The sequence below is a fragment of the Chromobacterium aquaticum genome (assembly GCF_021129195.1).
GTDB lineage: Bacteria > Pseudomonadota > Gammaproteobacteria > Burkholderiales > Chromobacteriaceae > Chromobacterium > Chromobacterium aquaticum.
Genome location: NZ_JAJOHW010000018.1, coordinates 1 through 22,773 on the forward strand (window position 1 = coordinate 1; position 22,773 = coordinate 22,773).

At 64.2% G+C, this 22,773-nt stretch carries 27 protein-coding genes, 1 rRNA gene, 1 other RNA gene and 1 riboswitch; of the genes, 23 read left to right on the forward strand and 6 right to left on the reverse strand.

Annotated features, from left to right (window positions below):
- From rrf to speB, 7 genes are all read left to right on the forward strand, one after another.
- Positions 1-102: ribosomal RNA gene (gene rrf, locus LQT98_RS02990) — 5S ribosomal RNA — on the forward strand; the annotation flags it as partial.
- 225 nt (positions 103-327) lie between these two features.
- Positions 328-828, forward strand: coding sequence for a D-glycero-beta-D-manno-heptose 1-phosphate adenylyltransferase (rfaE2, locus tag LQT98_RS02995; protein ID WP_048410001.1), 501 nt, complete (start codon positions 328-330; stop codon positions 826-828).
- Positions 825-1,790 (forward strand): biotin--[acetyl-CoA-carboxylase] ligase, encoded by a 966-nt coding sequence (locus tag LQT98_RS03000; protein WP_231461068.1) that lies wholly within the window; start codon positions 825-827, stop codon positions 1,788-1,790. Before rfaE2 ends, LQT98_RS03000 begins: the two co-directional genes overlap by 4 nt.
- A complete protein-coding gene (locus tag LQT98_RS03005; RefSeq protein ID WP_231461069.1) occupies positions 1,787-2,503 on the forward strand; it encodes a type III pantothenate kinase in 717 nt (238 codons plus the stop codon). The genes LQT98_RS03000 and LQT98_RS03005 overlap by 4 nt, the downstream gene beginning before the upstream one ends.
- Positions 2,500-3,324: an SPOR domain-containing protein gene (locus LQT98_RS03010; RefSeq protein ID WP_231461070.1), complete on the forward strand. Its 825-nt coding sequence runs from the start codon at positions 2,500-2,502 to the stop codon at positions 3,322-3,324. Before LQT98_RS03005 ends, LQT98_RS03010 begins: the two co-directional genes overlap by 4 nt.
- A 227-nt stretch (positions 3,325-3,551) precedes the next feature.
- Positions 3,552-4,250: a YoaK family protein gene (locus LQT98_RS03015; RefSeq protein WP_231461071.1), complete on the forward strand. Its 699-nt coding sequence runs from the start codon at positions 3,552-3,554 to the stop codon at positions 4,248-4,250.
- Between the two features lie 150 nt (positions 4,251-4,400).
- The gene (speB, locus tag LQT98_RS03020; RefSeq protein ID WP_231461072.1) at positions 4,401-5,366 is read left to right on the forward strand and encodes an agmatinase; all 966 of its coding nucleotides are present in this window, start codon (positions 4,401-4,403) and stop codon (positions 5,364-5,366) included.
- Positions 5,367-5,397: 31 nt separating this feature from the next.
- On the opposite strand, the gene LQT98_RS03025 is transcribed toward speB, so the two are convergent.
- From LQT98_RS03025 to cobT, 4 genes are all read right to left on the reverse strand, one after another.
- The gene (locus tag LQT98_RS03025) at positions 5,398-5,862 is read right to left on the reverse strand and encodes a GNAT family N-acetyltransferase (RefSeq protein WP_231461073.1); all 465 of its coding nucleotides are present in this window, start codon (positions 5,860-5,862) and stop codon (positions 5,398-5,400) included.
- A gap of 89 nt (positions 5,863-5,951) precedes the next feature.
- The gene (locus tag LQT98_RS03030) at positions 5,952-6,680 is read right to left on the reverse strand and encodes an adenosylcobinamide-GDP ribazoletransferase (protein WP_231461074.1); all 729 of its coding nucleotides are present in this window, start codon (positions 6,678-6,680) and stop codon (positions 5,952-5,954) included.
- Positions 6,668-7,270 (reverse strand): histidine phosphatase family protein, encoded by a 603-nt coding sequence (locus LQT98_RS03035; protein WP_231461075.1) that lies wholly within the window; start codon positions 7,268-7,270, stop codon positions 6,668-6,670. Before LQT98_RS03035 ends, LQT98_RS03030 begins: the two co-directional genes overlap by 13 nt.
- On the reverse strand, positions 7,267-8,310 hold the full coding sequence (gene cobT, locus LQT98_RS03040) for a nicotinate-nucleotide--dimethylbenzimidazole phosphoribosyltransferase (RefSeq protein ID WP_231461076.1): 1,044 nt from the start codon (positions 8,308-8,310) through the stop codon (positions 7,267-7,269). Before cobT ends, LQT98_RS03035 begins: the two co-directional genes overlap by 4 nt.
- A gap of 149 nt (positions 8,311-8,459) precedes the next feature.
- Positions 8,460-8,709, forward strand: a riboswitch (cobalamin riboswitch).
- 178 nt (positions 8,710-8,887) lie between these two features.
- Between cobT and LQT98_RS03045 the strand changes: the two genes are divergently transcribed.
- The 8 genes from LQT98_RS03045 to LQT98_RS03075 all read left to right on the forward strand — a co-directional run bounded on the left by LQT98_RS03045 (position 8,888) and on the right by LQT98_RS03075 (position 13,874).
- Complete coding sequence (locus LQT98_RS03045) at positions 8,888-10,735, forward strand: TonB-dependent receptor domain-containing protein (RefSeq protein ID WP_231461077.1); 1,848 nt, start codon at positions 8,888-8,890, stop codon at positions 10,733-10,735.
- A 13-nt stretch (positions 10,736-10,748) separates the two neighbouring features.
- Entirely contained in the window at positions 10,749-11,279 is a 531-nt protein-coding gene (gene cobU / locus LQT98_RS03050; RefSeq protein WP_231461078.1) for a bifunctional adenosylcobinamide kinase/adenosylcobinamide-phosphate guanylyltransferase, read from the forward strand.
- Positions 11,276-12,148 carry a cobalamin-binding protein gene (locus LQT98_RS03055; RefSeq protein ID WP_231461079.1) on the forward strand — a complete coding sequence of 291 codons (873 nt, stop codon included), beginning with the start codon at positions 11,276-11,278 and terminating at the stop codon, positions 12,146-12,148. Before cobU ends, LQT98_RS03055 begins: the two co-directional genes overlap by 4 nt.
- A gap of 21 nt (positions 12,149-12,169) precedes the next feature.
- On the forward strand, positions 12,170-12,379 hold the full coding sequence (locus tag LQT98_RS03060; protein ID WP_048409989.1) for a hypothetical protein: 210 nt from the start codon (positions 12,170-12,172) through the stop codon (positions 12,377-12,379).
- Positions 12,376-12,687 (forward strand): cell division protein ZapA, encoded by a 312-nt coding sequence (locus tag LQT98_RS03065; protein ID WP_019101793.1) that lies wholly within the window; start codon positions 12,376-12,378, stop codon positions 12,685-12,687. The genes LQT98_RS03060 and LQT98_RS03065 overlap by 4 nt, the downstream gene beginning before the upstream one ends.
- A 26-nt stretch (positions 12,688-12,713) precedes the next feature.
- A non-coding RNA gene (ssrS, locus tag LQT98_RS24245) (6S RNA) lies at positions 12,714-12,899 on the forward strand.
- 61 nt (positions 12,900-12,960) lie between these two features.
- A complete protein-coding gene (locus LQT98_RS03070) occupies positions 12,961-13,551 on the forward strand; it encodes a 5-formyltetrahydrofolate cyclo-ligase (RefSeq protein ID WP_231461080.1) in 591 nt (196 codons plus the stop codon).
- A complete protein-coding gene (locus tag LQT98_RS03075) occupies positions 13,542-13,874 on the forward strand; it encodes a DUF1294 domain-containing protein (protein WP_231461081.1) in 333 nt (110 codons plus the stop codon). The genes LQT98_RS03070 and LQT98_RS03075 overlap by 10 nt, the downstream gene beginning before the upstream one ends.
- A gap of 12 nt (positions 13,875-13,886) precedes the next feature.
- On the opposite strand, the gene LQT98_RS03080 is transcribed toward LQT98_RS03075, so the two are convergent.
- Positions 13,887-14,060, reverse strand: a complete 174-nt coding sequence (locus LQT98_RS03080; protein ID WP_231461082.1) for a hypothetical protein — start codon at positions 14,058-14,060, stop codon at positions 13,887-13,889.
- A 138-nt stretch (positions 14,061-14,198) separates the two neighbouring features.
- Here LQT98_RS03080 and LQT98_RS03085 point away from each other — a divergent pair, with 138 nt between their 5' ends.
- From LQT98_RS03085 to LQT98_RS03120, 8 genes are all read left to right on the forward strand, one after another.
- A complete protein-coding gene (locus tag LQT98_RS03085) occupies positions 14,199-14,663 on the forward strand; it encodes an EVE domain-containing protein (protein WP_048409985.1) in 465 nt (154 codons plus the stop codon).
- On the forward strand, positions 14,657-15,466 hold the full coding sequence (locus LQT98_RS03090; RefSeq protein WP_231461083.1) for a sulfite exporter TauE/SafE family protein: 810 nt from the start codon (positions 14,657-14,659) through the stop codon (positions 15,464-15,466). Before LQT98_RS03085 ends, LQT98_RS03090 begins: the two co-directional genes overlap by 7 nt.
- 27 nt (positions 15,467-15,493) lie before the next feature.
- On the forward strand, positions 15,494-16,447 hold the full coding sequence (gene pip, locus LQT98_RS03095) for a prolyl aminopeptidase (RefSeq protein ID WP_231461084.1): 954 nt from the start codon (positions 15,494-15,496) through the stop codon (positions 16,445-16,447).
- A gap of 207 nt (positions 16,448-16,654) precedes the next feature.
- Positions 16,655-17,044, forward strand: coding sequence for a hypothetical protein (locus LQT98_RS03100; protein WP_156183729.1), 390 nt, complete (start codon positions 16,655-16,657; stop codon positions 17,042-17,044).
- 190 nt (positions 17,045-17,234) lie between these two features.
- Positions 17,235-19,853 carry a leucine--tRNA ligase gene (gene leuS / locus LQT98_RS03105; protein WP_231461085.1) on the forward strand — a complete coding sequence of 873 codons (2,619 nt, stop codon included), beginning with the start codon at positions 17,235-17,237 and terminating at the stop codon, positions 19,851-19,853.
- 75 nt (positions 19,854-19,928) lie between these two features.
- Positions 19,929-20,489 carry an LPS-assembly lipoprotein LptE gene (locus LQT98_RS03110; protein ID WP_231461086.1) on the forward strand — a complete coding sequence of 187 codons (561 nt, stop codon included), beginning with the start codon at positions 19,929-19,931 and terminating at the stop codon, positions 20,487-20,489.
- A complete protein-coding gene (gene holA, locus LQT98_RS03115; RefSeq protein ID WP_231461087.1) occupies positions 20,470-21,474 on the forward strand; it encodes a DNA polymerase III subunit delta in 1,005 nt (334 codons plus the stop codon). Before LQT98_RS03110 ends, holA begins: the two co-directional genes overlap by 20 nt.
- 67 nt (positions 21,475-21,541) lie before the next feature.
- Positions 21,542-21,931, forward strand: coding sequence for a YidB family protein (locus LQT98_RS03120; protein ID WP_048408418.1), 390 nt, complete (start codon positions 21,542-21,544; stop codon positions 21,929-21,931).
- A gap of 240 nt (positions 21,932-22,171) precedes the next feature.
- Here LQT98_RS03120 and LQT98_RS03125 read toward each other — a convergent pair whose 3' ends face one another.
- Positions 22,172-22,687, reverse strand: a complete 516-nt coding sequence (locus LQT98_RS03125) for a YcnI family copper-binding membrane protein (protein ID WP_231461088.1) — start codon at positions 22,685-22,687, stop codon at positions 22,172-22,174.
- Between the last annotated feature and the right edge of the window lie 86 nt (positions 22,688-22,773).

The following is a 22,773-nucleotide window of genomic DNA, read 5'->3' on the forward strand; positions in this document are numbered from 1 at the left end:
GCGAGGTGGTCCCACGCCTTCCCATCCCGAACAGGACCGTGAAACGCCTTAGCGCCGATGATAGTGTGGCATTCGCCATGTGAAAGTAGGACACCGCCAGACGCCCCATTGCAAAGCCCAGCTCACACGAGCTGGGCTTTATGCATTGGCGCGGTGGAAACGCCGACACGAAAGCCTCCCCTCGGGGAGGCTTTGTTGCGTTCGGGGCGTCGGATCGCTGGTGCTTGCGGGCAAGGGCCGGGCGCTGTGGTATCCTTCGCAACTTGATGCCCGGGGCCGCTGCTGGTAGGCGGCGCCTGGGGCTATTGCCAAGTTTGAAGGAGTCCGATGTCTTATCCGACACCGTCGTTCGAAAATAAAATCTGCACCCAGGAACAACTGGCGGACAAGCTGGCGGCCTTGCCGCGCCCCATCGTGTTCACCAATGGTTGTTTCGATATCTTGCATCGTGGCCATGTGACCTATCTGGCGCAAGCGCGCGCCTTGGGCGCCAGCCTGGTGCTGGGCTTGAATACCGATGCGTCGGTACGTCGCCTGGGCAAGGGGGATGATCGCCCCATCAATCATCAGGATAACCGCGCGGCGGTATTGGCCGCTTTGGAAAGCGTCAGCCTGGTGATCTGTTTTGACGAAGACACTCCGGCGCAATTGATTGAGCAAGTGCGGCCCGATGTATTGGTCAAGGGAGGCGACTGGACGCCGGACAAGATCGTCGGCAGCGCCGAAACCCTGGCGCGCGGTGGCGCGGTGCATTCCATTCCCTTTCTGTTCGATACGTCGACCACCGCCACCTTGCACAAGATACGGGCCAACGAGGCCAAGCAGTGAGCGAACACGCCTTCGCCGTGCTGCGCCGCCTCGCCGATGGCCGTTTTCATTCCGGCGAAGACATCGCCAGAGAGTTGGATTGTTCCCGCACTCTGGTCTGGCAGGCGGTGCATTCCATTCAGCAGGATCTGGGCGTCACCGTGTTCAGCGTGCGTGGTCAGGGCTACCGGCTGGAAACACCGTTTCAGTGGCTGGATGTGGCGGATATCCGCAACGGTCTGGATGAGGTGGCGGCGGACACCTTCACACTGGCGGTGGCGGAGCGCACGGATTCCACCAATACCCAGTTGCTGGCGCGCGCCGCCAGCGGTGGCCTGCATGGCCTGGTGCTGGCGACGGAGTTGCAGACCTCGGGCCGTGGCCGGCTGGGTCGGCGTTGGCAGGCGCGTTTGGGGTCGGGCCTGACTTTCTCGCTGTTGTGGCGTTTCGAGCGTGGCCTGTCCCAACTGGCCGGCTTGTCGCTGGCGGTGGGGGTGGCCTTGGCGCGAGCGCTGCGCCGGCTTGGCGCGCCGGTGGCCTTGAAGTGGCCGAATGATGTGTTGTTGAACGAGCGCAAGTTGGCGGGCATTCTGATCGAATTGTCCGGCGACGCGCTCGGCCCCACGGCAGTGGTGATCGGCATCGGCATGAATGTGAGCGAGCCGGGCGATGTGGATCAGCCTGTGGCCTGTCTGGCGGATGCCGGCGTTCAGTTGACGCGCAGCGCGCTGCTGGCCGAATTGTTGAACGAATTGCATCTGGTGTTGGGCAATTTCGACCGCAATGGCTTTGTGCCGCTGCGCGAGGAGTGGATGGGTTTGTCGGCACATCAGGATGCGCCGGTGTGCTTGCGTTTCTCCCATGGCGAGCCAGTGGAAGGCGTGGCGCGCGGCGTGGCCGACAGCGGCGCGCTGATGGTGGAGACCACGGAAGGCATGAAAATCTACCACGCCGGTGAAGTGAGCTTGAGGAAGCTGGCATGAAGCTGTTGATCGATGCCGGTAATAGCCGGGTCAAATGGGCGGTGCATGATGGCCGTGGCTGGCTGGCCCAGGGCGCGGTGGAGCACGGCGACATCGCCAGCCTGGCTGGAGTCTGGCGACAATGGCCGATCACGGCCGCCTGGGGCGCGTCGGTGGCGCGTGCCGATGTGGCGCGCGGCTTGGAAGCGGCCGCGCCCTGCCGATTGCAGTGGGTGCGGGCAGAGTCGGATTTTGGCGATGTGCGCAACCAATATCGTAATCCGGCCGAGCAGGGGGCGGATCGCTGGCTGGCGGTGTTGGCCGCGCGGCAGCTGCATCAGGACGATGTGATCGTCGCTTGTGCCGGGACCGCCTTGACCGTGGAGGCATTGACCGCCGAAGGCGATTATCTGGGCGGGCTGATTTTGCCCGGACTGAACCTGATGCTGAGCAGCCTGGCGCGCAATACCGCTAATCTGGACCGTCCCGCCGGCGTGGTGACGCCGTTTCCGCAGGGTACCGAGGATGCGCTGGCCAGTGGCGCGGTATACGCGCTGACCGGTGCGGTGGAGTCCCAGCGCAGGCAGTTGCAGATGCATACCGGCCGCGCTTCGGTGCGGGTGCTGTTGACCGGAGGCGATGCCGCGCGCTTGGCGCCTTGGCTCGCCGGGCCGGTCGAGATCGTGGATAATCTGGTGTTATTGGGTCTGTTAAGGGTGGCCGACGAAAAATGAAGTGGTTCCTAGCCTTGGTTGTGGTGCTGAATCTGCTGGTGGCGATGTATGGCTCGTTCAAGCAGCGTCCGCCGGTTGACGTGCGGGCGCAGGAAGTGAGCCCGGAGCTGGTCAAGTTGCTGCCCGTGAACTGGAAGCCGAATGCGGCTTCCGCGCCGGTCGCGTCCGCTCCGGCGGCGGAGCCGCTGCGCGAATCTTCCGCGCCCAAGGCTGACAAGCTTGTTGCCGCCAAGCCCAAGACGGCGGAAGCGTCGGCGCCTAAAGCATTGGCCAAGGTCGAGGCCAAGCCGGCCGCTGCCAAGCCGGAGCTCAAATCCGAGGCCAAGCCCGAGCCGGTGAAGGCTGCGGAAGCTGCCGCGGTCTGCCTGCAATGGGGGCCGCTGGACGACAAGTTGCTGTCCCGGGTCAAAGGCGGGGTGCCGCAGCTCAAGCTCAAGGCCGGCCAACTGAGCGAAGCCAGCAAGGAAGAAGCCGCCGCTAGCGGTCGCTTCTGGGTGTATTACCCGCCACTGGCGACTCAGGCGGAAACCTCGACCCTGTCGTCGGAGCTGAAGGGCAAGGGCTTCGACAACTACATCGTCAAGAATGACGATTTCAAGGGCCATTTGTCGCTGGGGCTGTTTGGCAAGGAAGACGCGGCCAAGGCCTTGGCCGCGCGTTTGAAGGCGGCGGGCTACGACAAGGCGCTGGTGCAGCAGAAGGGGCAGAAGGCGAGCAAGACCACGCTGAGCTTCAAGACGCTGGACGCGCAGCAGGCGGACAAGCTCAAGTCCCTGCAAAAGCGGCTGACGCCGGGAATCGGGCTGAAATCCTGCGCCTGAGGCCGGCTTCTTGATCTGACTGCTTGCCAGCCGCGGCGCGGAGATGCACTATCAGGCATCGCCCGCGCCAAGGGCGCAGGCGCAGTGTCTTCATTTCCCCGATGACGGCGGCCTCTGGTCGCCGTTGTTCATTTCGTCAGCAGGATATGTTCAGAAGAACCAGCATCACCCGGCTATTGGACCGGGGCCGCTTCAATGACCGCATTTTGCGGCAGTTGGGGTGGTCAATGGCCTTTATCGCCGGCGCGCTCAATGCCGGCGGCTTTCTCGCCGTGCATCGCTACACCTCGCATATGTCCGGCATCATCTCCGGCATGGCCGACGAGTTCGCGCTGGGCGAGGTGACGCTGGGCCTGTCCCTGCTGGTGATGCTGCTGTGCTTTATCGCCGGTGCGATGCACAGTTCCTGGTTGATCCTGTGGGCGCGTCGGCAGCGGCTGCGCGGCGGCTACGGCGTATCGATGATGGAAGAGGCCGGCCTGTTGTTGTTGTTCGGCCTGCTGGGCGCCGGCTTGTCGCTGCACAAGGGCTTTTTCACTCCGCTGACGGTGATGCTGCTGTGTTTCATCATGGGCATGCACAATACCATCGTCACCAAGCTGTCCGGCGGGCTGTTGCGCAGTACCCACATGACCGGCATCGCCACCGACATTGGCATCGAACTGGCCAAGCTCAGCTACTACGGCCGGGAAAGCATGCCCAAGGTTAAGGATGTGCGCGCCAACCGGGCCAAATTGCGCACCTATCTGCTGATCCTGCTGTCGTTTTTCGGTGGTGGCGTGGTTGGCGCGCTGGGCTTCAAGCACATGGGATACAGCTTTACCCTGCCGCTGGCGCTGCTCTTGTTTCTGCTAGGCTTGAGGCCGGTCTGGTACGACGTGAGGCTGCGTTTCCGGCTGTGGCGCATCCAGCTGGAAAGCCATTGATTCGATTGGCTCTTGTGCGCCCGCGCGCATCGCGACAAACTCCGGGCTTACGCCCCAAGGGGGGCGGCAGCCTCAAGCCGTCGGCTGTGCAAGATGGACGGTAATCGTCGGAACGCTTGAGCCCGGCGTACTCTCTCGCGGAGAGTATTCATGAGCGAAACCATTTACGGCGACGGCGCGATCCGCCGTCAGGGGCTGTACGGCTCCTCCATTGAAAACACCTATGCCGGCGTGCTGTCCTTCATGCGCCGCAACTACAGCCGAGACCTGAGCGGCGCAGACGTGGTGGTATCCGGCATTCCGCTGGACCTGTCCACCACCTTCCGCTCCGGCGCGCGGCTGGGCCCGCAGGCGATCCGCGCCGCCAGCGTACAGCTGGCCGAGCTGCCTCCCTTCCCCTGGGGCTTCAATCCCTTCGACGACCTGGCGGTGATCGACTATGGCGATTGCTGGTTCGACGCGCACAATCCGCTGACCATCAAGCCCTCCATCATCGAGCACGCGCGCGTTATCCTGGCGTCCGGCGCCAAGATGCTGACCTTTGGTGGCGATCATTTCATCACCTACCCGCTGCTGATCGCGCACGCCGAGAAATACGGCAAGCCGCTGGCGCTGCTGCACTTCGACGCCCACTGCGACACCTGGCCGGACGACGAGCCGGACAGCCTGAACCACGGCACCATGTTCTACAAGGCGGTGAAGGATGGTCTGGCCGATCCCAAGAAGTCGGTGCAAGTGGGCATCCGCACCTGGAACGACGACTTCATGGGCATGAATGTGCTGGACGCGCCCTGGGTTCATGACAATGGCGTGGATGCCACCATCGCGCGCATCAAGGAAGTGATAGGCGATAGCCCGGTCTACCTGACCTTCGACATCGACTGTCTGGATCCGGCTTTCGCGCCTGGCACCGGCACCCCGGTTCCGGGCGGCCTCAGCAGCGCCCAGGCATTGAAGATCGTGCGCAATCTTGGCGATTTGAACATTGTCGGCATGGACGTGGTGGAAGTGGCGCCCGCTTACGATAACAGCGAAGTGACCGCCATCGCCGCCGCGCATCTGGCCTGTGACATGCTGTGCCTGATGCGCAACAAGAAGCTGGCCGGCACGCTTTAAATCGTTGCTGCCTGCAAGAACGCCGCTCTGATCAAGCGGCGTTTTTATTTGCGCGGAACCAGGACCAGGTGCGCGCCGGCAAGGCCGCCGGCTCGCGGCGCAGCTCCATATAGCGCTCGCCGTCGCGCAGTTCGGCGAAGCCCAGCCGGCGGTAGAAGGGGCGCGCATCGCGCGATACCAGCAGAAAGCGCCGCAGCTGCTGTAGTTCGGGGTGGGCCAGCGCCGCGTCCATCAGCGCGCGGCCGACGCCGAGGCGGCGGGCCTCGGCCAGCACGAATACATCGGACAGATAGGCGAAGCTGACGTAGTCGGTGACGATGCGGGCAAAGCCCAACTGCCGCTGCCCGCGGTAGGCGCCGAACACCAGCGAGTGCGCGATGGCCTTGTCCAGCTGCGTCGGCGTCAAGCCTTGCGCCCAGTGGGTCTGGCTCAGGAAGCCCAGTATCATGCCGCGGTCCAGCCGGTCGCGTTCACAGCTGATTTCCAGGTGGGCCATGGCGGCTCCATGCGAAGACGACGCCGCCAGTATTCCCGCGTCGCATCACCGCCGGATGACGGAGAAATGGCGGAATCGTTGCAGTGCCGCTAGAAAGCCGGCCAGCGGACCACCAACAGCAGCATGAGGCCGATTTCGCACAACTCTATGCCCGCGCCCAGGCAGTCTCCGGTCATGCCGCCCAGCTTACGCAGCAGAAAGAAGCGCCAGGCCAGCGCCGCCAATGGCGCCAGCAACAATGCCGGAGCCAGCCAGGCGGACAGCGCCGCCAGCAGCACGGTGTTGACGGCCAGGCTGGGCCAGTGGCGGCGCCAGGCGAAGCGTTCGCCGCTGCCGGGCGCGATCGCCGGCAGGCTGGCCGACCAATACAGCGCGAAGCAACGGCACCAGGCGGGGATCAGCAACAGGCCCCAGGGCAGCGCCGGCTGCTTGGCCAGCAGCATCAGCAGCACCAGTTTGGAGACAACGGCCAGGATCAGCGCCAGCGCGCCGAAGCTGCCGACATGAGGATCTTTCAGCACTTCGAAGAAGCGCTCGCGTGAGCGGTGCGCGGCGCCCAGCGCGTCGGCCAGGTCGCCCAAGCCGTCCAGATGCAGGCCGCCGGTGACCCAGGTCCACATCAGCAGCGCCAGCAGCGCGGCCAGCCAGGGATCGCTGCCGCGGCCCAGCGCCAGCGCCGCCAGCAACAGCGCGCCGACGATCAAGCCCACCGCGGCGAACCAGCGCGCGCTGTCGGCCAGCCATTCCGGCTTGAATTCGCGCAACTGCGGCGTGGGCAGGCGGGTCAGGAACTGCAGCGCCAGGATCAATCCGCGCACGGCGCCTCCAAACGCATCAGGTAGGCGGGATGCCCTTCCAGGATGGACAGTTGGGCAAAGCCGCCGCGTTGCACCGTCATCAGCTTGGCCACCGAGAAATCGGTGCCCAGCAGTTCCGCCAGCAAGGTGGTGATCACGCCGCCGTGGGTGACCAGCACCCGGTGGCTGCCGCTGGCCGTGGTCATCCACTCGGCCAGACCGGCCAATACCCGGGTGCGGAAGCCTTCATAGGCTTCGCCGCCCGGCGGCGTCAGTTCTCCGGCTGCCAGCTTGGCGCGCCAGTCCGGGTAATGCTGCGCCAGCACCTGCACCGCCATGCCGTCCCAATCGCCAAAGTCCATCTCGGCGAAGCGCGGGTCCACCTTCAGTGTCAGCGAGCCGTGCAAGGCATGCTGCACCGCGAACTCTCGGCAGCGCTGCAAGGGCGAACTGGCGATCGCGGTGACTGGGGCCAGCGAGCAAATGCGCTGCCAACTCTGCGCCATCTGCGCTTGCCCCAAGGCGTTCAGCGGCAGATCGCCGCTGCCTATCAGCCGGCCGGCATGGTCGATCTCCCCATGGCGCAGCAGGGTGAGCGTATACGGGTTCATTCCGCCTTACCGGTGACGCCGGCCTCGGCGAAGGTCGCCATCTCATTGTGCAGGTGGATGGCCATCTGCAGCAGCGGCACGCACAGCGCGGCGCCGGAGCCTTCGCCCAGGTGCATGCCCAGGTCCAGCACCGGTTCCAGCTTCAAGGTGTGCAAGGCCAGCAAGTGACCGGTTTCCTCCGAGCGGTGGCTGGCCAGCAGCCAATCGCCCAGCCGCGGCTCCAGCGCATGGGCGCACAGCGCGGCGGCGCTGGAAATGAAACCGTCCACCAGCACCGGCACGCCGTGCTGGGCGCTCTCCAGATAAAAGCCGGCCATGGCGGCGATTTCCAGGCCGCCCAGCTCGGTCAGCGTTTCCAGCGCCGACAGTTGACGCTCGGCGACGCGGGCCAGCGCGGTGCGCACCACCCTGCGTTTGATTTCCAGTCCGGCCTCGTCCAGCCCGGTGCCGCGGCCGACAATGCGTTCCGGCGGCAATTGGGCCAGCCGGCAGATCAGCGCCGCGGACGCGGTGGTATTGCCTATGCCCATGTCGCCGGCGATCAGCAGGTTGGCACCGCTGGCCAGAGCCCGGCGCGCGGCCTGCCGGCCCACTTCCAGCGCGGCTTCGGCCTGTGCCGGCGTCATCGCGGCCTCCCTGGCCAGATTACCGGTGCCGGCCCGCACTTTGGCATGGACGATGGGCAGTGCCGAGACATCGCTGAGCACGCCGGCGTCCACCACCTCCAGCCGCGCGCCCAGGCTTTGCGCCAGCACGCAGATGGCGGCGCCGCCGTTGGCGAAGTTGCGCACCATCTCGCCGGTCACCACCGAGGGATAGGCGGAAACGCCTTCGGCGGTGACGCCATGGTCGCCGGCGAAAACCGTGATCGCCGGCCGCAGCGCGTCCGGGCAGGTCTTGCCCTGCCAGGCGGCGAAGCGGCAGGCCAGCTCCTCCAGCCGGCCCAGGCTGCCGGCCGGCTTGGTCAGCGTGGCCTGGCGCGCGCGAGCGGCCTGGTAGGCGGCGGAATCGGGAGAGCGGAAGGTGTCGGTCTGTGTCATGAGGTGGCCAGCTCCAGCCTGAATGAGGTTTTGATACAGCGGCGACTTTAAGCGATAGCCCGGCACGGGGGCAACCCGCGTGCCGTGGGTGATTTGATCCTAACTAAACATATTTCTTTTGGCGCCATTCCGCCGGGATGGACTCCGGTATAATCCTGAGCCTAGCAGGTGTCCGCGTCTCAATGGCGTGGATGAAACGGGAAGCCGGTGCAAGACCGGCGCTGCCCCCGCAACGGTAAGGCCTGACGTGTGAAGCTGTTCAATTGAGCCGTGCTTGATTGGCGAATCATTGAAGCAGCGCGAAACGTCCTGGCGATGCAAGCGCCACTGTCCATTGGATGGGAAGGCGCATCGCCGCATGGCTGAGCCCGGAGACCGGCCTGCCGACGCGCGCTCCCACGCAGGATGACGCGCGCGTTCAGGGCCGCCCGGAAGGCGGCCGCACTGGAGTATCGCGGGGAGGCGATCCGACAGACGGCCCGGCGCTCTGCCGCGGCGTCCCCCTTTTCATGCCTTCTTCGCACTCTTCCTGAATATGCCGCCGCGGCGGCCAGATCATAAAAGTGGAGTGTGTTTCATGTTCAAGCCCCAACAATGCGCGCTGCTGGTTTCGCTGGCTTGCGCCGGCCAGGCCTATGCCGCCAATGTGCCCGAGTTCGCCGGTGATCCGGTGGTGGTGACTGCTACGCGCCAGCCGCAGTCCATAGCGAAAACGCTATCGGATGTCAGCGTGATTACGCGTCAGGAAATCGAGGAATCGGGAGTCCGGGATTTGGTGCAATTGCTCGCACGACAGCCGGGTGTTGAAAGTGCGAGTAATGGTGGGGCGGGTACAAACGCAAGCCTATTTTTAAGAGGCGCCAATCCGAAACATACATTGGTGCTGGTTGATGGTATGCGCATTGTTTCCGCCTCTAGTGGTACATCGGCCTTGGAACATATTCCATTGGCCCAAATCGATCGCATCGAAATCGTGCGGGGGCCGGCTTCTAGCTTGTATGGTGCAGATGCCATTGGCGGTGTGGTACAGATTTTTACTCGACAGGGTGAGGGGGCTCCTGTATGGGGCCTGAACTTTGGCGGAGGGGATCGAGGCACTTTCCGTTCAGATGCTTCGCTTACGGGTAAGACCGGAGAGACCGCTTATAGCTTCACTGTGAGTCGTGAGCAAACGCGGGGTTTCTCCGCTACCAACCCTAAGGCTGGTTATTACACCTATAACCCGGATCGCGATGGGTATAAAAACACTGCATATAACGCCAGAGTGACTCAGACTCTATCGCCTGGACATGATTTAAGCCTGCAGTTGTTTCAAACTTTCTCGGAAACGGACTACGACGAAACGAGAGATGCGCGAGACATGCTGCGGGCACGGCAAACCGGGGCCAGTATCGAAACACGTAATCAGCTGAGCAGCAACTGGAAAAGCTCATTGCGCTTTACCCGGACGGAAGACAAGCAGGAAAACTTTACTGCGGGGAATATGGATTCCCGTTCCAGCTTATATGCGACAGAGCAGAACGAGTGGCAGTGGCAAAATACGATTGACACGGCACTGGGTGGTTTAGTTGCTGGGTTTGTGTATACCGATCAGCATGTCAATGGGAATGCCTACTATTTCCCTCAGGGATACTCAGTGACCTCCCGCGATAATAAGGCCGGCTTCTTAGGTTATCAAGGCGAATTCGGTAGGCATTTGTTGCAAGCCAGCGTTCGCCGGGATGTGAACTCCCAGTTTGGTGGCAAAAATACTGGCTCTATCGGTTATGGTATTCGTTTAAGTGAGGAGTGGCTGGTTCGGGTGGGGTATGCGACAGCTTTCAAAGCTCCGACCTTTGACGACTTATATGGGTCGTACAAGCCTAACCCGCTATTGAAGCCTGAGGTCTCACAGAACGTTGAAGCGGCAATCAAATGGCGCCAAGGAGGCAGCCATGCGGAATTAACTTGGTATCGCAATCAAATAGACAATTTGATTGTGTATCAGAATAATTTGACTGGTGCCTTGAATAAAGATGCACGAATTAATGGTGTAACTCTGTCTGGTGGCCGCTCTATCAATTCATGGGATATTTCCGGTTCGGCAACCTATCAGGATCCGAAGGACAAGCAGCTTGATACTCAACTGATACGGCGCGCGCGCGCATTTGCTCAGTTGAATGCTTCGTATGATTGGGGGCGCGCCTTGACAGGAGTGGAGTGGAAGGTTAGTGGTCGCAGGCCGGATACTGATTTTAATACTGGAAAATCAATCTGGCTATCGGGCTACTCTGTGACCAATCTGTTTGCCGATTACCGCATCAATAAAAATTGGACCGCTGTTGCGCGGTTGGATAATGTTTTTGATAAAGAATATGAAACGGCATACGGCTATAACACCGGCGGTTTAGGGTGGTATCTTGGTGTGCGTTACGTTTCCAAATAAGTAAGAAGGAACCATGCCCCACCTGATCAGCGGCGGCGCGCGCAGCGGCAAGAGCCGCTACGCCGAAACCCTGGCTTTGGCCCACCCGGGCCCGGTCTGCTATCTGGCCACGGCGGAGTTGCGCGGCGACGTCGAGTTCGCCGCCCGCGTCGAGCACCATCGTCAGCGGCGTCCGGTCGAGTGGTCGCAAGTGGAGGCCGGCCGTGGACTGGGGGCGGAGCTGCTGCGTCACGACGTGGCCGGCGGCCTGCTGCTGATCGACTGCCTGGGCATGTGGCTGATGCGCTTCTTCGACGAGGACGGCGGTTTCGACGCCGCCGGTTTCGAACAGGAACGCGCCGCGCTGCTGGCGGCATTGACCTGCGTCCAGGGCGAGGTGCTGCTGGTCAGCAATGAAATCGGCTGGGGCGTGGTGTCGGCCAATGCCCAGACCCGATGCTTCGTCGATGAGCTGGGGCGTTTGAACCAAGCGGTGGCGGCGGTCTGTCAGCGAGTGACGCTGGTGGCCTGCGGTTTGCCGCTGATATTGAAAGGCGAGGCATGAAACGGCTGTCGGCTTTGGCGTTGTTGCTGGGCGCGCTGCCGGCGATGGCGGCGGTCAGCGCCCAGGACGGCAGCGGCCAGACCATCACGCTGGCGCAGCCGGCGCAAAGGATTCTGACCCTGGTGCCGCACGCCACGGAAATGTTGTATGCGATAGGTGCCGGCGACAAGCTGGTGGCCACCGTCGAGTACAGCAACCATCCGGAGGCTGCCAAGCGTTTGCCGCGGGTAGGCAGCTTCACCGGTTTCAGCCTGGAAGCGGTGATGCGGCAGCGGCCGGATCTGGTGGTGGCCTGGAGCGACGGCGGTGCGCCGCGTGAACTGGAGCGCGTGCGCAGCCTGGGCATCCCGGTTTATCTCAGTCACCCCTTGCAGCCGGACGATGTGGCCAAGGAAATGCTGGCGCTGGGGCGGCTGGCCGGCGTGGACGCCGCCGCCGGCAAGGTGGCGGCAAGTTACCGTCAGCGGCTGGCGGATCTGCGCCAGCGCTATGGCGCGCGCGCGCCGGTGCGGGTGTTCTACCAAGTCAGTCAGATGCCCATCTTCACCGTCAGCGATCAAAGCTTCATGGGGCCGCTGATCAGCCTGTGCGGTGGCGTCAACGTGTTTGGCGATGTCCGGCTGCCGGCGCCGCAAGTGTCCGCCGCCACCGTGGTGGCCGCGCGGCCGCAGGCCATCCTGGCCGGCGATGAAGCCAGCCTGCGGAGCTGGCGGCGCTGGCCGGCCTTGCCGGCGGTGGCCGGCAACGCGTTGTTCGCCCTGCCGGGCGATGCCATGGTGGTGCCTGGCCCGCGGCTGGTGGACGGCGCCGCCGCGCTGTGTCTCGCGCTGGACACAGCGCGGCAGCGGCTGGGTTTGACGGCCAAGTGAGCGCCGGCTATCCTCGCCGCCATGGACAAGGAACTGGAATATCTCGAGTCGCGGGTAACGGCGCTGGTGGCCCGCATTCGCGAGCTTGAAACGCAAAACGGCCGCTTTGCCGAAGCGCTGTCGGAAGCGCTGCGGGACAATGCGGAGTTGAACTTCAGAGTCAACGAAACCCGCGCGCGGGTGGCGGCTCTGGTCGAGAGGCTGCCCAAGGCATCGGAGGACGCGGAATGAGCGACGTGGCTCAGGTAGAAATCGAACTGCTGGGGCGTTCTTTCACCATCGGCACCCCGGCGGAAGAAAAGGAAACGCTGCAAGAGGCGGTGCGCCTGCTGGCCGGCAAGATCGAAATGATCCAGCAGCACGGCAAGGTGATGGACGCCGACAAGATCGCCATCATGGCCGCGCTGAACATCGCCCACGATTTGTTGAAGACAAAAGTGGGAGAGGGCTTGGAGATGGCGGCGTTTCAGCGTAAAATACGCAGCATGAGCGAAGCCGCCGACCAGGCGCTCCGCGAAAGTCAGCAAGCGCTGTTTTAAGCGCCGCTGGCGAACACCAAGGTCAGTACCCCCTGCGGTGTTTGTGAAGGCACACAATTCCTTTGTACCAATGCGTTCGCTTCAGGCTGCTAGCGTGAGTCATGGGCGTGTCGCGTCCTCTCTTGGAGACGCGCCCGAAGTGGCTGGCAGGCGGCCCTCCCTGGAAACAGGGTACAAGCGAATTTTGCCCGAACGACACTCGCGGGGGCTCCCGCTCCCGCCATGACCGCATCTCCCGCCGTTACCGCACCCCAGAACACTGATTCCCCGTACATGGACAAGCCCGCATTGCGTCGGCGGATTCGTTGCGCGCGCCAGGCCTTGAGCCGCGACTACCGCCTGGACGCAATGCGCGCGATCGCCCGCCATGCGTCGCGGCTGCTCAAGCGCGGCAAGCGTGTTGGCGCCTATCTGGCCGCTGGCTCGGAACTGGACCTGGAAGTCCTGATGAGCGCCGCGCTGTGGCGCGGCGCGGAAGTGTATCTGCCGCAGATTCCGCGGCGCGGCCGCCGGCTGTGGTTCTGCCGCCTGGGCGCGGCGGACCGCTGGTATCTGCATCCGCGCTACCGGATCGCCGAATACGACGGCCCGGCGCTGCGCGCCGAACGGCTGGACGTGCTGTTCGTGCCGCTGCTGGCCATCGACGACGAGGGCTACCGCATGGGGCAGGGCGGCGGTTTTTACGACACCACGCTGGCTTTTCGTCAGCGCGCGCGCCAGTTCGGCAAACCCTTGCTGGTGGGCGTGGCCTACGACTGCCAACGCGTCGAGCGCGTGCCGCGCGAGCCCTGGGACATCCGGCTCGATTATCTATTGACCGAATCCGGCTTGCGCCGGCTGCCTTTGAGCCCCGCATGCCGCTAGCCATGGTCTTCCTGGCCGTTTTGCCGGCGCTGGCCCTGTTGGGGCGGCTGGAGTGGGTAGCGGTGTGGCTGTATCTGGCCCTGAGCCTGCTGTGCTTTGCGCTGTACTGGCGCGACAAGCGAGCGGCGCAGCGTGGCGGACCGCGCACGCCAGAGGCCCGGCTGCTGTGGCTCGGCGTCTTGTGCGGCTGGCCCGGCGGCTTGATCGCGCGCCGGCTGTTCCGTCACAAGACCGTCAAGCAGCCGTTCCGGCTGCTGTTCTGGTGCGGCACGGCCGCGAACCTGGCCTTGCTGGGCGGCTGGCTGTATCTGCGAGCGGTGTGAGCAGGCGCGACATCAACGCCAATCGTGGTGGCCGCCGTAGTAATAGCCGTAAACCGGCGTCACCACCACCGGGGCGGGTCTGATCACCACCGGACTCAGCGCCACCCTGGGCGGTTCCACGACGCAAGCGCTCAAGCCGGCGGCCAGCGCCAGGCCCAGCAGACATTGTTTGGCTCGGGTTTTCATGATCTTCATCCTTGTCCTTGGTGCGCGCATTTCGTCGCCATATCCCTTTGGGATGCCAATGTCAGCATAAACGGCAATCTTTCCAGTAAGATTGAGCAAGCGTTAACTCTTTCCACCACTGATTAACAGACATTGCCCATGCGCTACTGGCTGATGAAGTCCGAACCGGACGATACCTCTATCGACGATCTCGCCGCCGAGCCCGAACGCCTGTTCGAGTGGACTGGCGTGCGCAATTACCAGGCGCGCAATTTCATGCGCGATGGCATGCAAGTGGGGGACCGGCTGCTGTTCTGGCACTCGTCCTGCCCGGAACCGGGCGTGGCCGGCCTGGCGGAAATCGCCGCCGCCGCGCATCCGGACTCCAGCCAGTTCGACCCGGAAAGCCCGTATTACGACCCCAAGTCCGCGTCCGACGCGCCGCGTTGGCTGGCGGTGGATGTACGCTTCCTGCGCAAGACCCGGCTGCTGTCTCCAGCCGAGTTGCGCCAGCACCCGCCGCTGGCTGAGATGACGGTGCTCAAGCGCGGCAACCGGCTGTCCATCACCCCGCTGAGCGAGGATGAATGGCGCTACATCACTGAACAGTTGCTGGCATGCTGAGCCTGCCCTTATTGCTGACGCTGCTGGCCTGCGGCGCGGTGGCCGGTTTTCTGGCCGGCCTGCTCGGTGTAGGCGGCGGTTTGGTCATCGTGCCGGTGGTGCTAGGGGTCTTGTCCACCGCGCATTTGGGCGGCGACCATGCACAGCATCTGGCGGTGGGCACCTCGCTGGCGGTAATGGTGTTCACCAGCCTGTCCAGCGTGCGCGCGCATCACAAAAAGGGCGCGGTGGACTGGCGCATTGTGCGAGCGATGGCGCCGGCGATGGTGGTTGGAACCTTGCTGGGCAGTCTGATCGCCGGAGCGATCTCCGGGCTGGCGCTGAAATGGTTCTTCGTCGGCTACGCCTATCTGGTTGCGGTGCAGATGTTCTTCAACCTCCGGCCGCAAGCCAGCCGCGGAATGCCGGGCCAGGCCGGGCAGTGGGGCGCTGGCGGTGCGATCGGAATGATTTCCAGCTGGGTCGGCATCGGCGGCGGATCGATGAGCGTGCCCTATATGAGCTGGTGCAATGTGCCGGTGCATACCGCTATCGCCACCAGCGCCGCGCTGGGCTGGCCCATCGCCGTGTCCGGGGCCGTCGGCTATCTCTACAGCGGCTGGGGCGTGACCGGTTTGCCGGCCGGCTCCCTGGGTTTTATCTACCTGCCGGCGATGCTGGCGCTGATGCTGATGACGGTGCTGATGGCGCCGCTGGGCGCGCGTGCCGCGCACAAGCTGCCGGTGGCTCGTTTGAAGCAGGTGTTCGCCGCCTTGATGGCGACGATGGCGAGTGAGATGTTGTATAGCCTGCTGCGCGGTTAGGGAGTCGAACTTTATGATGGAGAGGCCATGCTGTATCCGCCGATAGAACCGTTTGCCAGCGGCATGCTGGCGCTCGACGGCTTGCATTCCATGTATTGGGAGCAATGCGGCCAGCCGCAAGGCTACCCGCTACTCTATCTGCACGGCGGGCCCGGCGACGGCTGCGTGCCGGCCTGCCGCCAGCTGTTCGACCCCGCCTTCTACCGCGCGGTCTTGTTCGACCAGCGCGGCAGCGGCCGCTCCTCGCCGCGCGGCGAGCTGCGCGATAACAGCACCGCCCACCTGGTGGCGGACATAGAACGGCTGCGCGAGCAGCTGGGCATCGAGCGCTGGCTGGTGTTCGGAGGCTCCTGGGGCAGCACGCTGGCGCTGGCTTACGCCCAGGCGCATCCAGAGCGCGTCAGCGGCCTGATCCTGCGCGGCATCTTCCTGGGCGAGCGCCGCGAGATCGACTGGTTCCTGCACGGCATGGGCCAGTTCTTCCCGGAGGAGTGGCAGCGCTTCGTCGCGCCGATACCGGAAGCCGAGCGCGGCGACCTGCTGGCCGCCTACTATCGACGCCTGACCGACCCGGACCCGGCGGTGCATCTGCCGGCCTGCCGCGCCTGGGGCCGCTACGAGGGCGCTTGCGTCGCGCTGCGCCCCAATGCCGACGCCGCCGAACGCGCCGGCAGCGAATACGTGGCGCTGTCGCTGGCGCGGCTGGAAGCGCATTACTTCGTCAACCGCGTGTTCCTGCCGGAGGGCGCGCTGCTGGCCGGGCTGGCGCGCATTCGTCACATTCCCGCCGCCATCGTGCAAGGCCGCTACGACGTGGTCTGCCCGCCGGCCACCGCGCTGCGGCTGGCCCAGGCCTGGCCGCAAGCGCATTACGAACTGGTGGAAGCCGCCGGCCATTCTTTGTGGGAGCCGGGCATACTCGAGGCGCTGCTGCGGCAACTGGAGCGTTTCCGCGACGCGCACCTGGCCGGCCGGGTCTAAGAGCCTGTTCAAAGTCTCGCGAGCAAGAGCGAGACAAGGCGAAAACAAGCGAAAAAGCGGAATGTACACGTGGTACATGAGCATTTTGAGCTTGTTTTTAACGCCGTATCGCTGAAGCGCAGCAGACTTTGAACAGGTTCTAAGTCAGCGCAACTATTTGACGCATTGACGGGTCGAACCAGGCTTTCAACACGGAAAGCATGGCAATTGAAAACCATCCTTCTTTGCGCCGCGGCCGCATTGGCCGCGATTCCCGCCGCCGCCTCCGCCTATAGCGACGAAGCGCGTTTCCCCTTCGCCGGCCAGCCCGGCGAACTGCCGCTGGAAGTGGTGCTGCGCTTCGCCAAGAACCGGCTGGGCGAGGACGGCCAGTTCGAATACCGCAGCCTGAAAGTGATCCAGACCAGCCAGCCGGAAGCCTTCGACCAGGCCAGCATCGCGCTGCTGCGCGAAGGCCTGATGGACGACAGCGTCAAGGGCATGCGCCAGCGTTTCCAGCTCAGCCGCGAAGGCAATGTGTGGACCATACGCTCGGTGAAGGAGGATTTCTCCTGCTGGCGCGGACGCAAGGGCTGGGGCGTCAAGCCCTGCTCTTGACGGCGGCGAGTCGGGAACCGGCCAAGCATTTGTTTTTTTGGGGTCTTATCGCGGGAGCGAAGACGCCGTTATAATGGGGGCAACCTTTTTGCGGACGGGCTATCCGGAGGCGCCAGCGTGAACCGCGCGCCGGGCAGCCCGCCTTTTGTATTTCCGCCTTTTGAATTTCAGAGTCCAGACAAAGATCGCCATGCAAGAACAATACAGCCCGCGCGCGGTGGAAACCGCCGCCCAGCAGAAATGGCAGAAAACTGCCGCCTTCAAAGCCGTGGAAGACGCGTCGCGTCCCAAATACTACGCGCTGTCGATGTTCCCGTATCCGTCCGGCAAGCTGCACATGGGCCATGTGCGCAACTACACCATCACCGACGTGCTGGCCCGCTTCAAGCGCCTGCAGGGCTTCAACGTGCTGCAGCCGATGGGCTGGGACGCCTTCGGCCTGCCGGCCGAGAACGCCGCGATGAAGAACGGCGGCGCGCCGGCGGCCTGGACCTACGCCAACATCGAGTACATGAAGCAGCAGCTGGGTAGCCTGGGTTTTGCTTTGGACTGGGAGCGCGAGCTGGCCACCTGCAAACCGGACTACTACCGCTGGGAGCAGTGGCTGTTCACCCGTCTGTTTGAAAAGGGCGTGATCTACAAGAAAAACGGCGTGGTCAACTGGGACCCGGTGGACCAGACCGTGCTGGCCAACGAGCAAGTGGTGGACGGCCGCGGCTGGCGTTCCGGCGCGCTGGTGGAAAAGCGCGAAATCCCGATGTATTACTTCCGCATCACCGACTACGCCGAGCAGCTGCTGGCGGACCTGGACAAGCTGGACGGCTGGCCGGAACAGGTCAAGACCATGCAGCGCAACTGGATAGGCAAGAGCTTCGGCTCCGACGTGGCCTTCGCCTACGACGAAGCCAGCATCGGCCACGCCGGCCAGCTCAAGGTCTACACCACCCGTCCGGACACCCTGATGGGCGCCACCTATGTGGCGGTGGCCGCCGAGCACCCGCTGGCCACCCAGGCCGCGGCCGGCAAGCCGGAGCTGCAAGTCTTCATCGCCGAATGCAAGGCCGGCTCCGTGGCCGAGGCCGATATGGCCAAGATGGAAAAGAAGGGCATGGACACCGGCCTGTTCGTGGTTCATCCGCTGACCGGCGCCAAGCTGCCGGTTTGGGTGGCCAACTATGTGCTGTGGGGCTATGGCGAAGGCGCGGTGATGGCGGTGCCGGCGCACGACGAGCGCGACTTCGAGTTCGCCAACAAATACCAGTTGCCGATCCAGCAGGTCTACGCGCCGGCCAGCGGCGAGGACAACTTCGACGCCGCCGCCTGGCAGGACTGGTACGCCGCCAAGGATGACAGCATCCGCACCGTGAACAGCGGCAAATACGACGGCCTCAACTTCTCCGCCGCCTTCGACGCCATCGTCGGCGATCTGGAAGCCAAGGCCGCCGGCCAGAAGAAAACCCAGTATCGCCTGCGCGACTGGGGCATTTCGCGTCAGCGCTACTGGGGCTGCCCGATTCCCATCATCCATTGCCAGAGCTGCGGCGACGTGCCGGTGCCGGAAAAAGACCTGCCGGTGACGCTGCCGGAAAACGTGATTCCGGACGGCACCGGTTCTCCGCTGGCCAAAATGCCGGAATTCTACGAAACCAGCTGCCCGAAATGCGGCGGCGCGGCCAAGCGTGAAACCGACACCATGGACACCTTCGTCGAGTCCAGCTGGTACTACGCGCGCTACGCCTCGCCCAAGTGCGACACCGCGATGGTGGACAAGAAGGCTGCCGACTACTGGCTGCAAGTAGACCAATACGTCGGCGGCATAGAACACGCGATTCTGCACCTGCTGTACGCGCGCTTCTTCCACAAGCTGATGCGCGACGAAGGCCTGGTGTCCAGCGACGAGCCGTTCAAGAGCCTGCTGACCCAGGGCATGGTGGTGTGCGAAACCTTCTATCGCGAACTGCCCAACGGCGCCACCGACTGGATCGCGCCGCAGGACGTGGAACTGGAGCGCGACGCCAAGGGCAAGATCGTCGCCGCCAAGCATCGCGTCGACGGCCTGCCGGTGGTGGTCGGCGGCATCGAGAAAATGTCCAAGTCCAAGAACAACGGCGTGGACCCGCAGGAATTCATCGAACAATACGGCGCTGATACCGCGCGTCTGTTCATGATGTTCGCCGCGCCGCCGGAGCAGAGCCTGGAATGGTCCGACGCCGGCGTGGAAGGCGCGTTCCGCTTCCTCAAGCGCTTGTGGAAGGCGGTGAACGAGCATGCCGCAGCCGGCCTGGCGCCGGCGTATAGCGGCGGCGAATTGTCCGCCGGCCTGAAGGATCTGCGCTTCAAGCTGCACGCCACCATCCAGAAAGTGGCCGACGACTACGGCCGCCGTCAGCAATTCAACACCGCCATCGCCGCGGTGATGGAGCTGTTGAACACCTACGACCGCGCCGACAAGAGCGGCGACGCCGGCCGCGCGGTGGCGCAGGAAACGCTGGAAGCCGTGGCGCTGCTGCTGTCCCCCATCGTGCCGCACATCTGCGACGCGCTGTGGACCGCGCTGCGTCCGGGCAGCGAACTGCTGCAACAGGCTTGGCCGAAAGTGGACGAGAGCGCGCTGGTCAAGAGCGAGATCGAACTGATGGTGCAAGTGGGCGGCAAGCTGCGCGGCAGCATCACCGTGGCCGCCGACGCGGCCAAGGACGCGATCGAAGCCGCGGCGCTGGCGCATGAGAACGTGCAGAAGTTCATGGAAGGCAAGCCGGCCAAGAAAATCATCGTGGTGCCGGGCCGCCTGGTCAACATCGTGGTGTAAACCCGACGTGGCCCGGCCCAGGCGTGGATTGCGCCTAGGGCCGGGCCAGCATTGTTTCCCGATAAGGAATCGCGAATGAGACTTTCCCTGCAATGGCTGTGGCTGGCGCTGCTGGCCATCACCTTGAGCGCCTGCGGCTTCCACCTGCGCGGCCTGGGCGGCCCGATGAAGCCGCTGCCGTTCGCCTCGCTGTATTTCGACGGCGGCAGCGCCGCGGTAGCCGGTGACGTGCGCACCGTGCTGGCGCGCGACCCGCGTCTGCAACTGCTGGACAATCCCAAGCAGGCCGAGGCGGTGGTGAGCATCCTCAGCGAAAACCAGGCCAAGGACATCCTGACCCTGAACGTGGGCGGCAAGATCAACGAGTACCAGCTGACCTATACCGCCGTGGTGCGCACCGTGTTGTTCGGCGTGCCGGTGGAGCCGGACATGACCGTGGTGGTGCGCCGCAGCATGAACTACTCCGACAGCGCCATCCTCGGCAAGGAACAGGAAGAAGCGCTGATCTGGGCCGATGCCCGCCGCGACGCGGCGGAGCAGATCGTGCGCCGCTTGGCTTATCTGAAAAAGCCGGCCGCCGCGCCGCTGACCGGCCCGCAAAGCCTGAAGCCCGTCGATGCCCAACCTAAGCCCTGACGCGCTGATCGCGGCGCTGGGCAAGGGCCTGGCGCCGCTCTACCTGGTGCACGGCGAAGAAGCGCTGCTGGCGTTGGAAGCCGCCGACGCGCTGCGCCAGGCGGCGCGCGAGCAAGGCTACCAGGAGCGTGAAGTGCTGACGGTGGAGGCCGGTTTCGACTGGTCGCAACTGCGCGACGCGATGAGCAGCGTCTCGCTGTTCGCCGAGCGCAAGCTGCTGGAAATCCGCATCCCCAACGGCAAGCCCGGCACCGAAGGCGCCGAAGCGTTGCAACAGCTGGCGGCGCAGCCGCCGCAGGACACGGTGACGCTGATCACCCTGCCCAAGCTGGAGCGCGCGCAACAGCAGTCCAAGTGGTTCCAGGCGCTGGAAAAACTGGCGGTGACGGTGGAAGCCCGTCCGGTGGGCCGCGCCGAGCTGCCCAGCTGGATCTCGCGCCGGCTCAAGGCCCAGGGGCAGTCGCTGGGCGGCGAGGCGCTGGCGTTTTTTGTCGATCGCGTGGAAGGCAATCTGCTGGCCGCGCGCCAGGAAGTGGACAAGCTGGCCCTGCTGTATCCGGCGGGCGAACTGACGCTGGAACAACTGCGCGCCGCGGTGGCCAATGTGGCCCGCTTCGACGTGTTCCACCTGTCCGAATCCTGGCTGGCCGGCGACGTGCCGCGCGTGCTGCGCATGCTGGACGGCCTGATGGCCGAAGGCGAAGCGCCGGTGCTGGTGTTGTGGTCGCTGACCGAGGACGTGCGCATGCTGCTGCGTTTGCGCCAGGGCCTGAAGGACGGGCGCAACGCGCGCGACATGGCGCGCGAACTGCGTTTGTGGGGCGATAAGCAGCGCTTGGCCGAGCCGGCCTTGCGCCGCATCGGCCCGCGCAAACTGATGACCGCGCTGGACGAATGCGCGCGCATAGATCGTCAGATCAAGGGCGTGGAAGCCGGCGATCCGTGGCGGACCATGCGCGGCCTGGCGGGCTTGCTGGCGGCTTGATCCCGCGCGCGAGCGCGGCCATGTTTACACAGATTCGCGCCCGGTGCGCGGCAAACAGGAGAGCACGATGGCTTTATTCGATTCCTTGAGCGGTTTGCTGTCCGGCGGCGCGGAAGGCGGCGCTGGCGGAGCCTTGCAGGCCTTGCTGCAACAACAGGGCGGCTTGTCCGGCCTGCTGGAGCAATTCCAGCAAGGCGGCCTCGGTGAGCTGGTGTCGTCCTGGGTGGGCCAGGGCGGCAATCTGCCGGTGTCGGCCGAGCAGATCCAGCAAGTGCTGGGCTCGGAACAACTGTCCGGCCTGGCCGAGAAATTCGGCCTGGAGCAGGGCCAGCTGTCGCAACTGGTGGCCGAGCACCTGCCCGGCCTGGTGGACAAGCTGACCCCCAATGGTCAACTGCCGCAGGGCGAGGATCTGCTGTCCCAGGGGGCGGATCTGCTCAAGGGTTTGTTCCGCTAATCTTACCCGTCCATGCAAAAACGCCGGCCGCGAGAGACTCGCCGCCGGCGTTTTTCATGGGAGCAGGGAAGAAGGCTTGGAACGTGTTTACGTTCTCGCGAGCTAAGGCGAGACCTGGCGAAAACGGCTGAGAAAGCGGAGTGTACATACGGTACATGAGCATTTCGAAGCGGTTTTCAACGCCCTTGTCTAACTATTCCGCCAACGCGCAGCAGATCGTAAACAGGTTCTTAGCGGGTCTTAATGATGATGGCCGGCCGCGCCTGCTGCCGTCACCGTCAACTCCGCCGCCGGGCTCTTCAAGTCATGCGCGTCCTGGCCGGCGGCCGGGATGTCCGCCCAGTTGGTTTCGCCCTGTTCACACTGCTGCTTCACCTTGAAATAGAGCTTGCCCGGCTGGGCGGCGATCTTGGCCTGGAACACGAATTCATCGTAGAAATTGGACGGCAGCTTGCCGCCCTTCCAGGTGATGCGGTTCACGTCCTCGCTCACTTTGCGGCCGTAGTTGTCGAAAGGCTTGACCGCGGCCTTGCTCACTTCCACTTCCCAGCCGGCCTTCGGCATCGGCTGCGCCAGGCGCACGCCTTCCGGCATTTCCACGCTGATGGCGGTGGTGGGGCTGCCGTTGCAGCCATGGCCGATCTTCAGCACGCCCTTGTAATAGCTGCCGCTGGCGGCGGTGGGCGTTTCCAGGGTGACGTGGGCGAAGGCGGAACCGGAAGCGGCCAGCAAGGCCAGCAGGGCGAGTTTTTTCATGGAAGCTCTTTGCGGATCAAGGTTAGCGCCGTTGCCGGCCAGGGGCGGCAAATGCGAATGAGGATTGACCGCATCAGTTTAGCGCC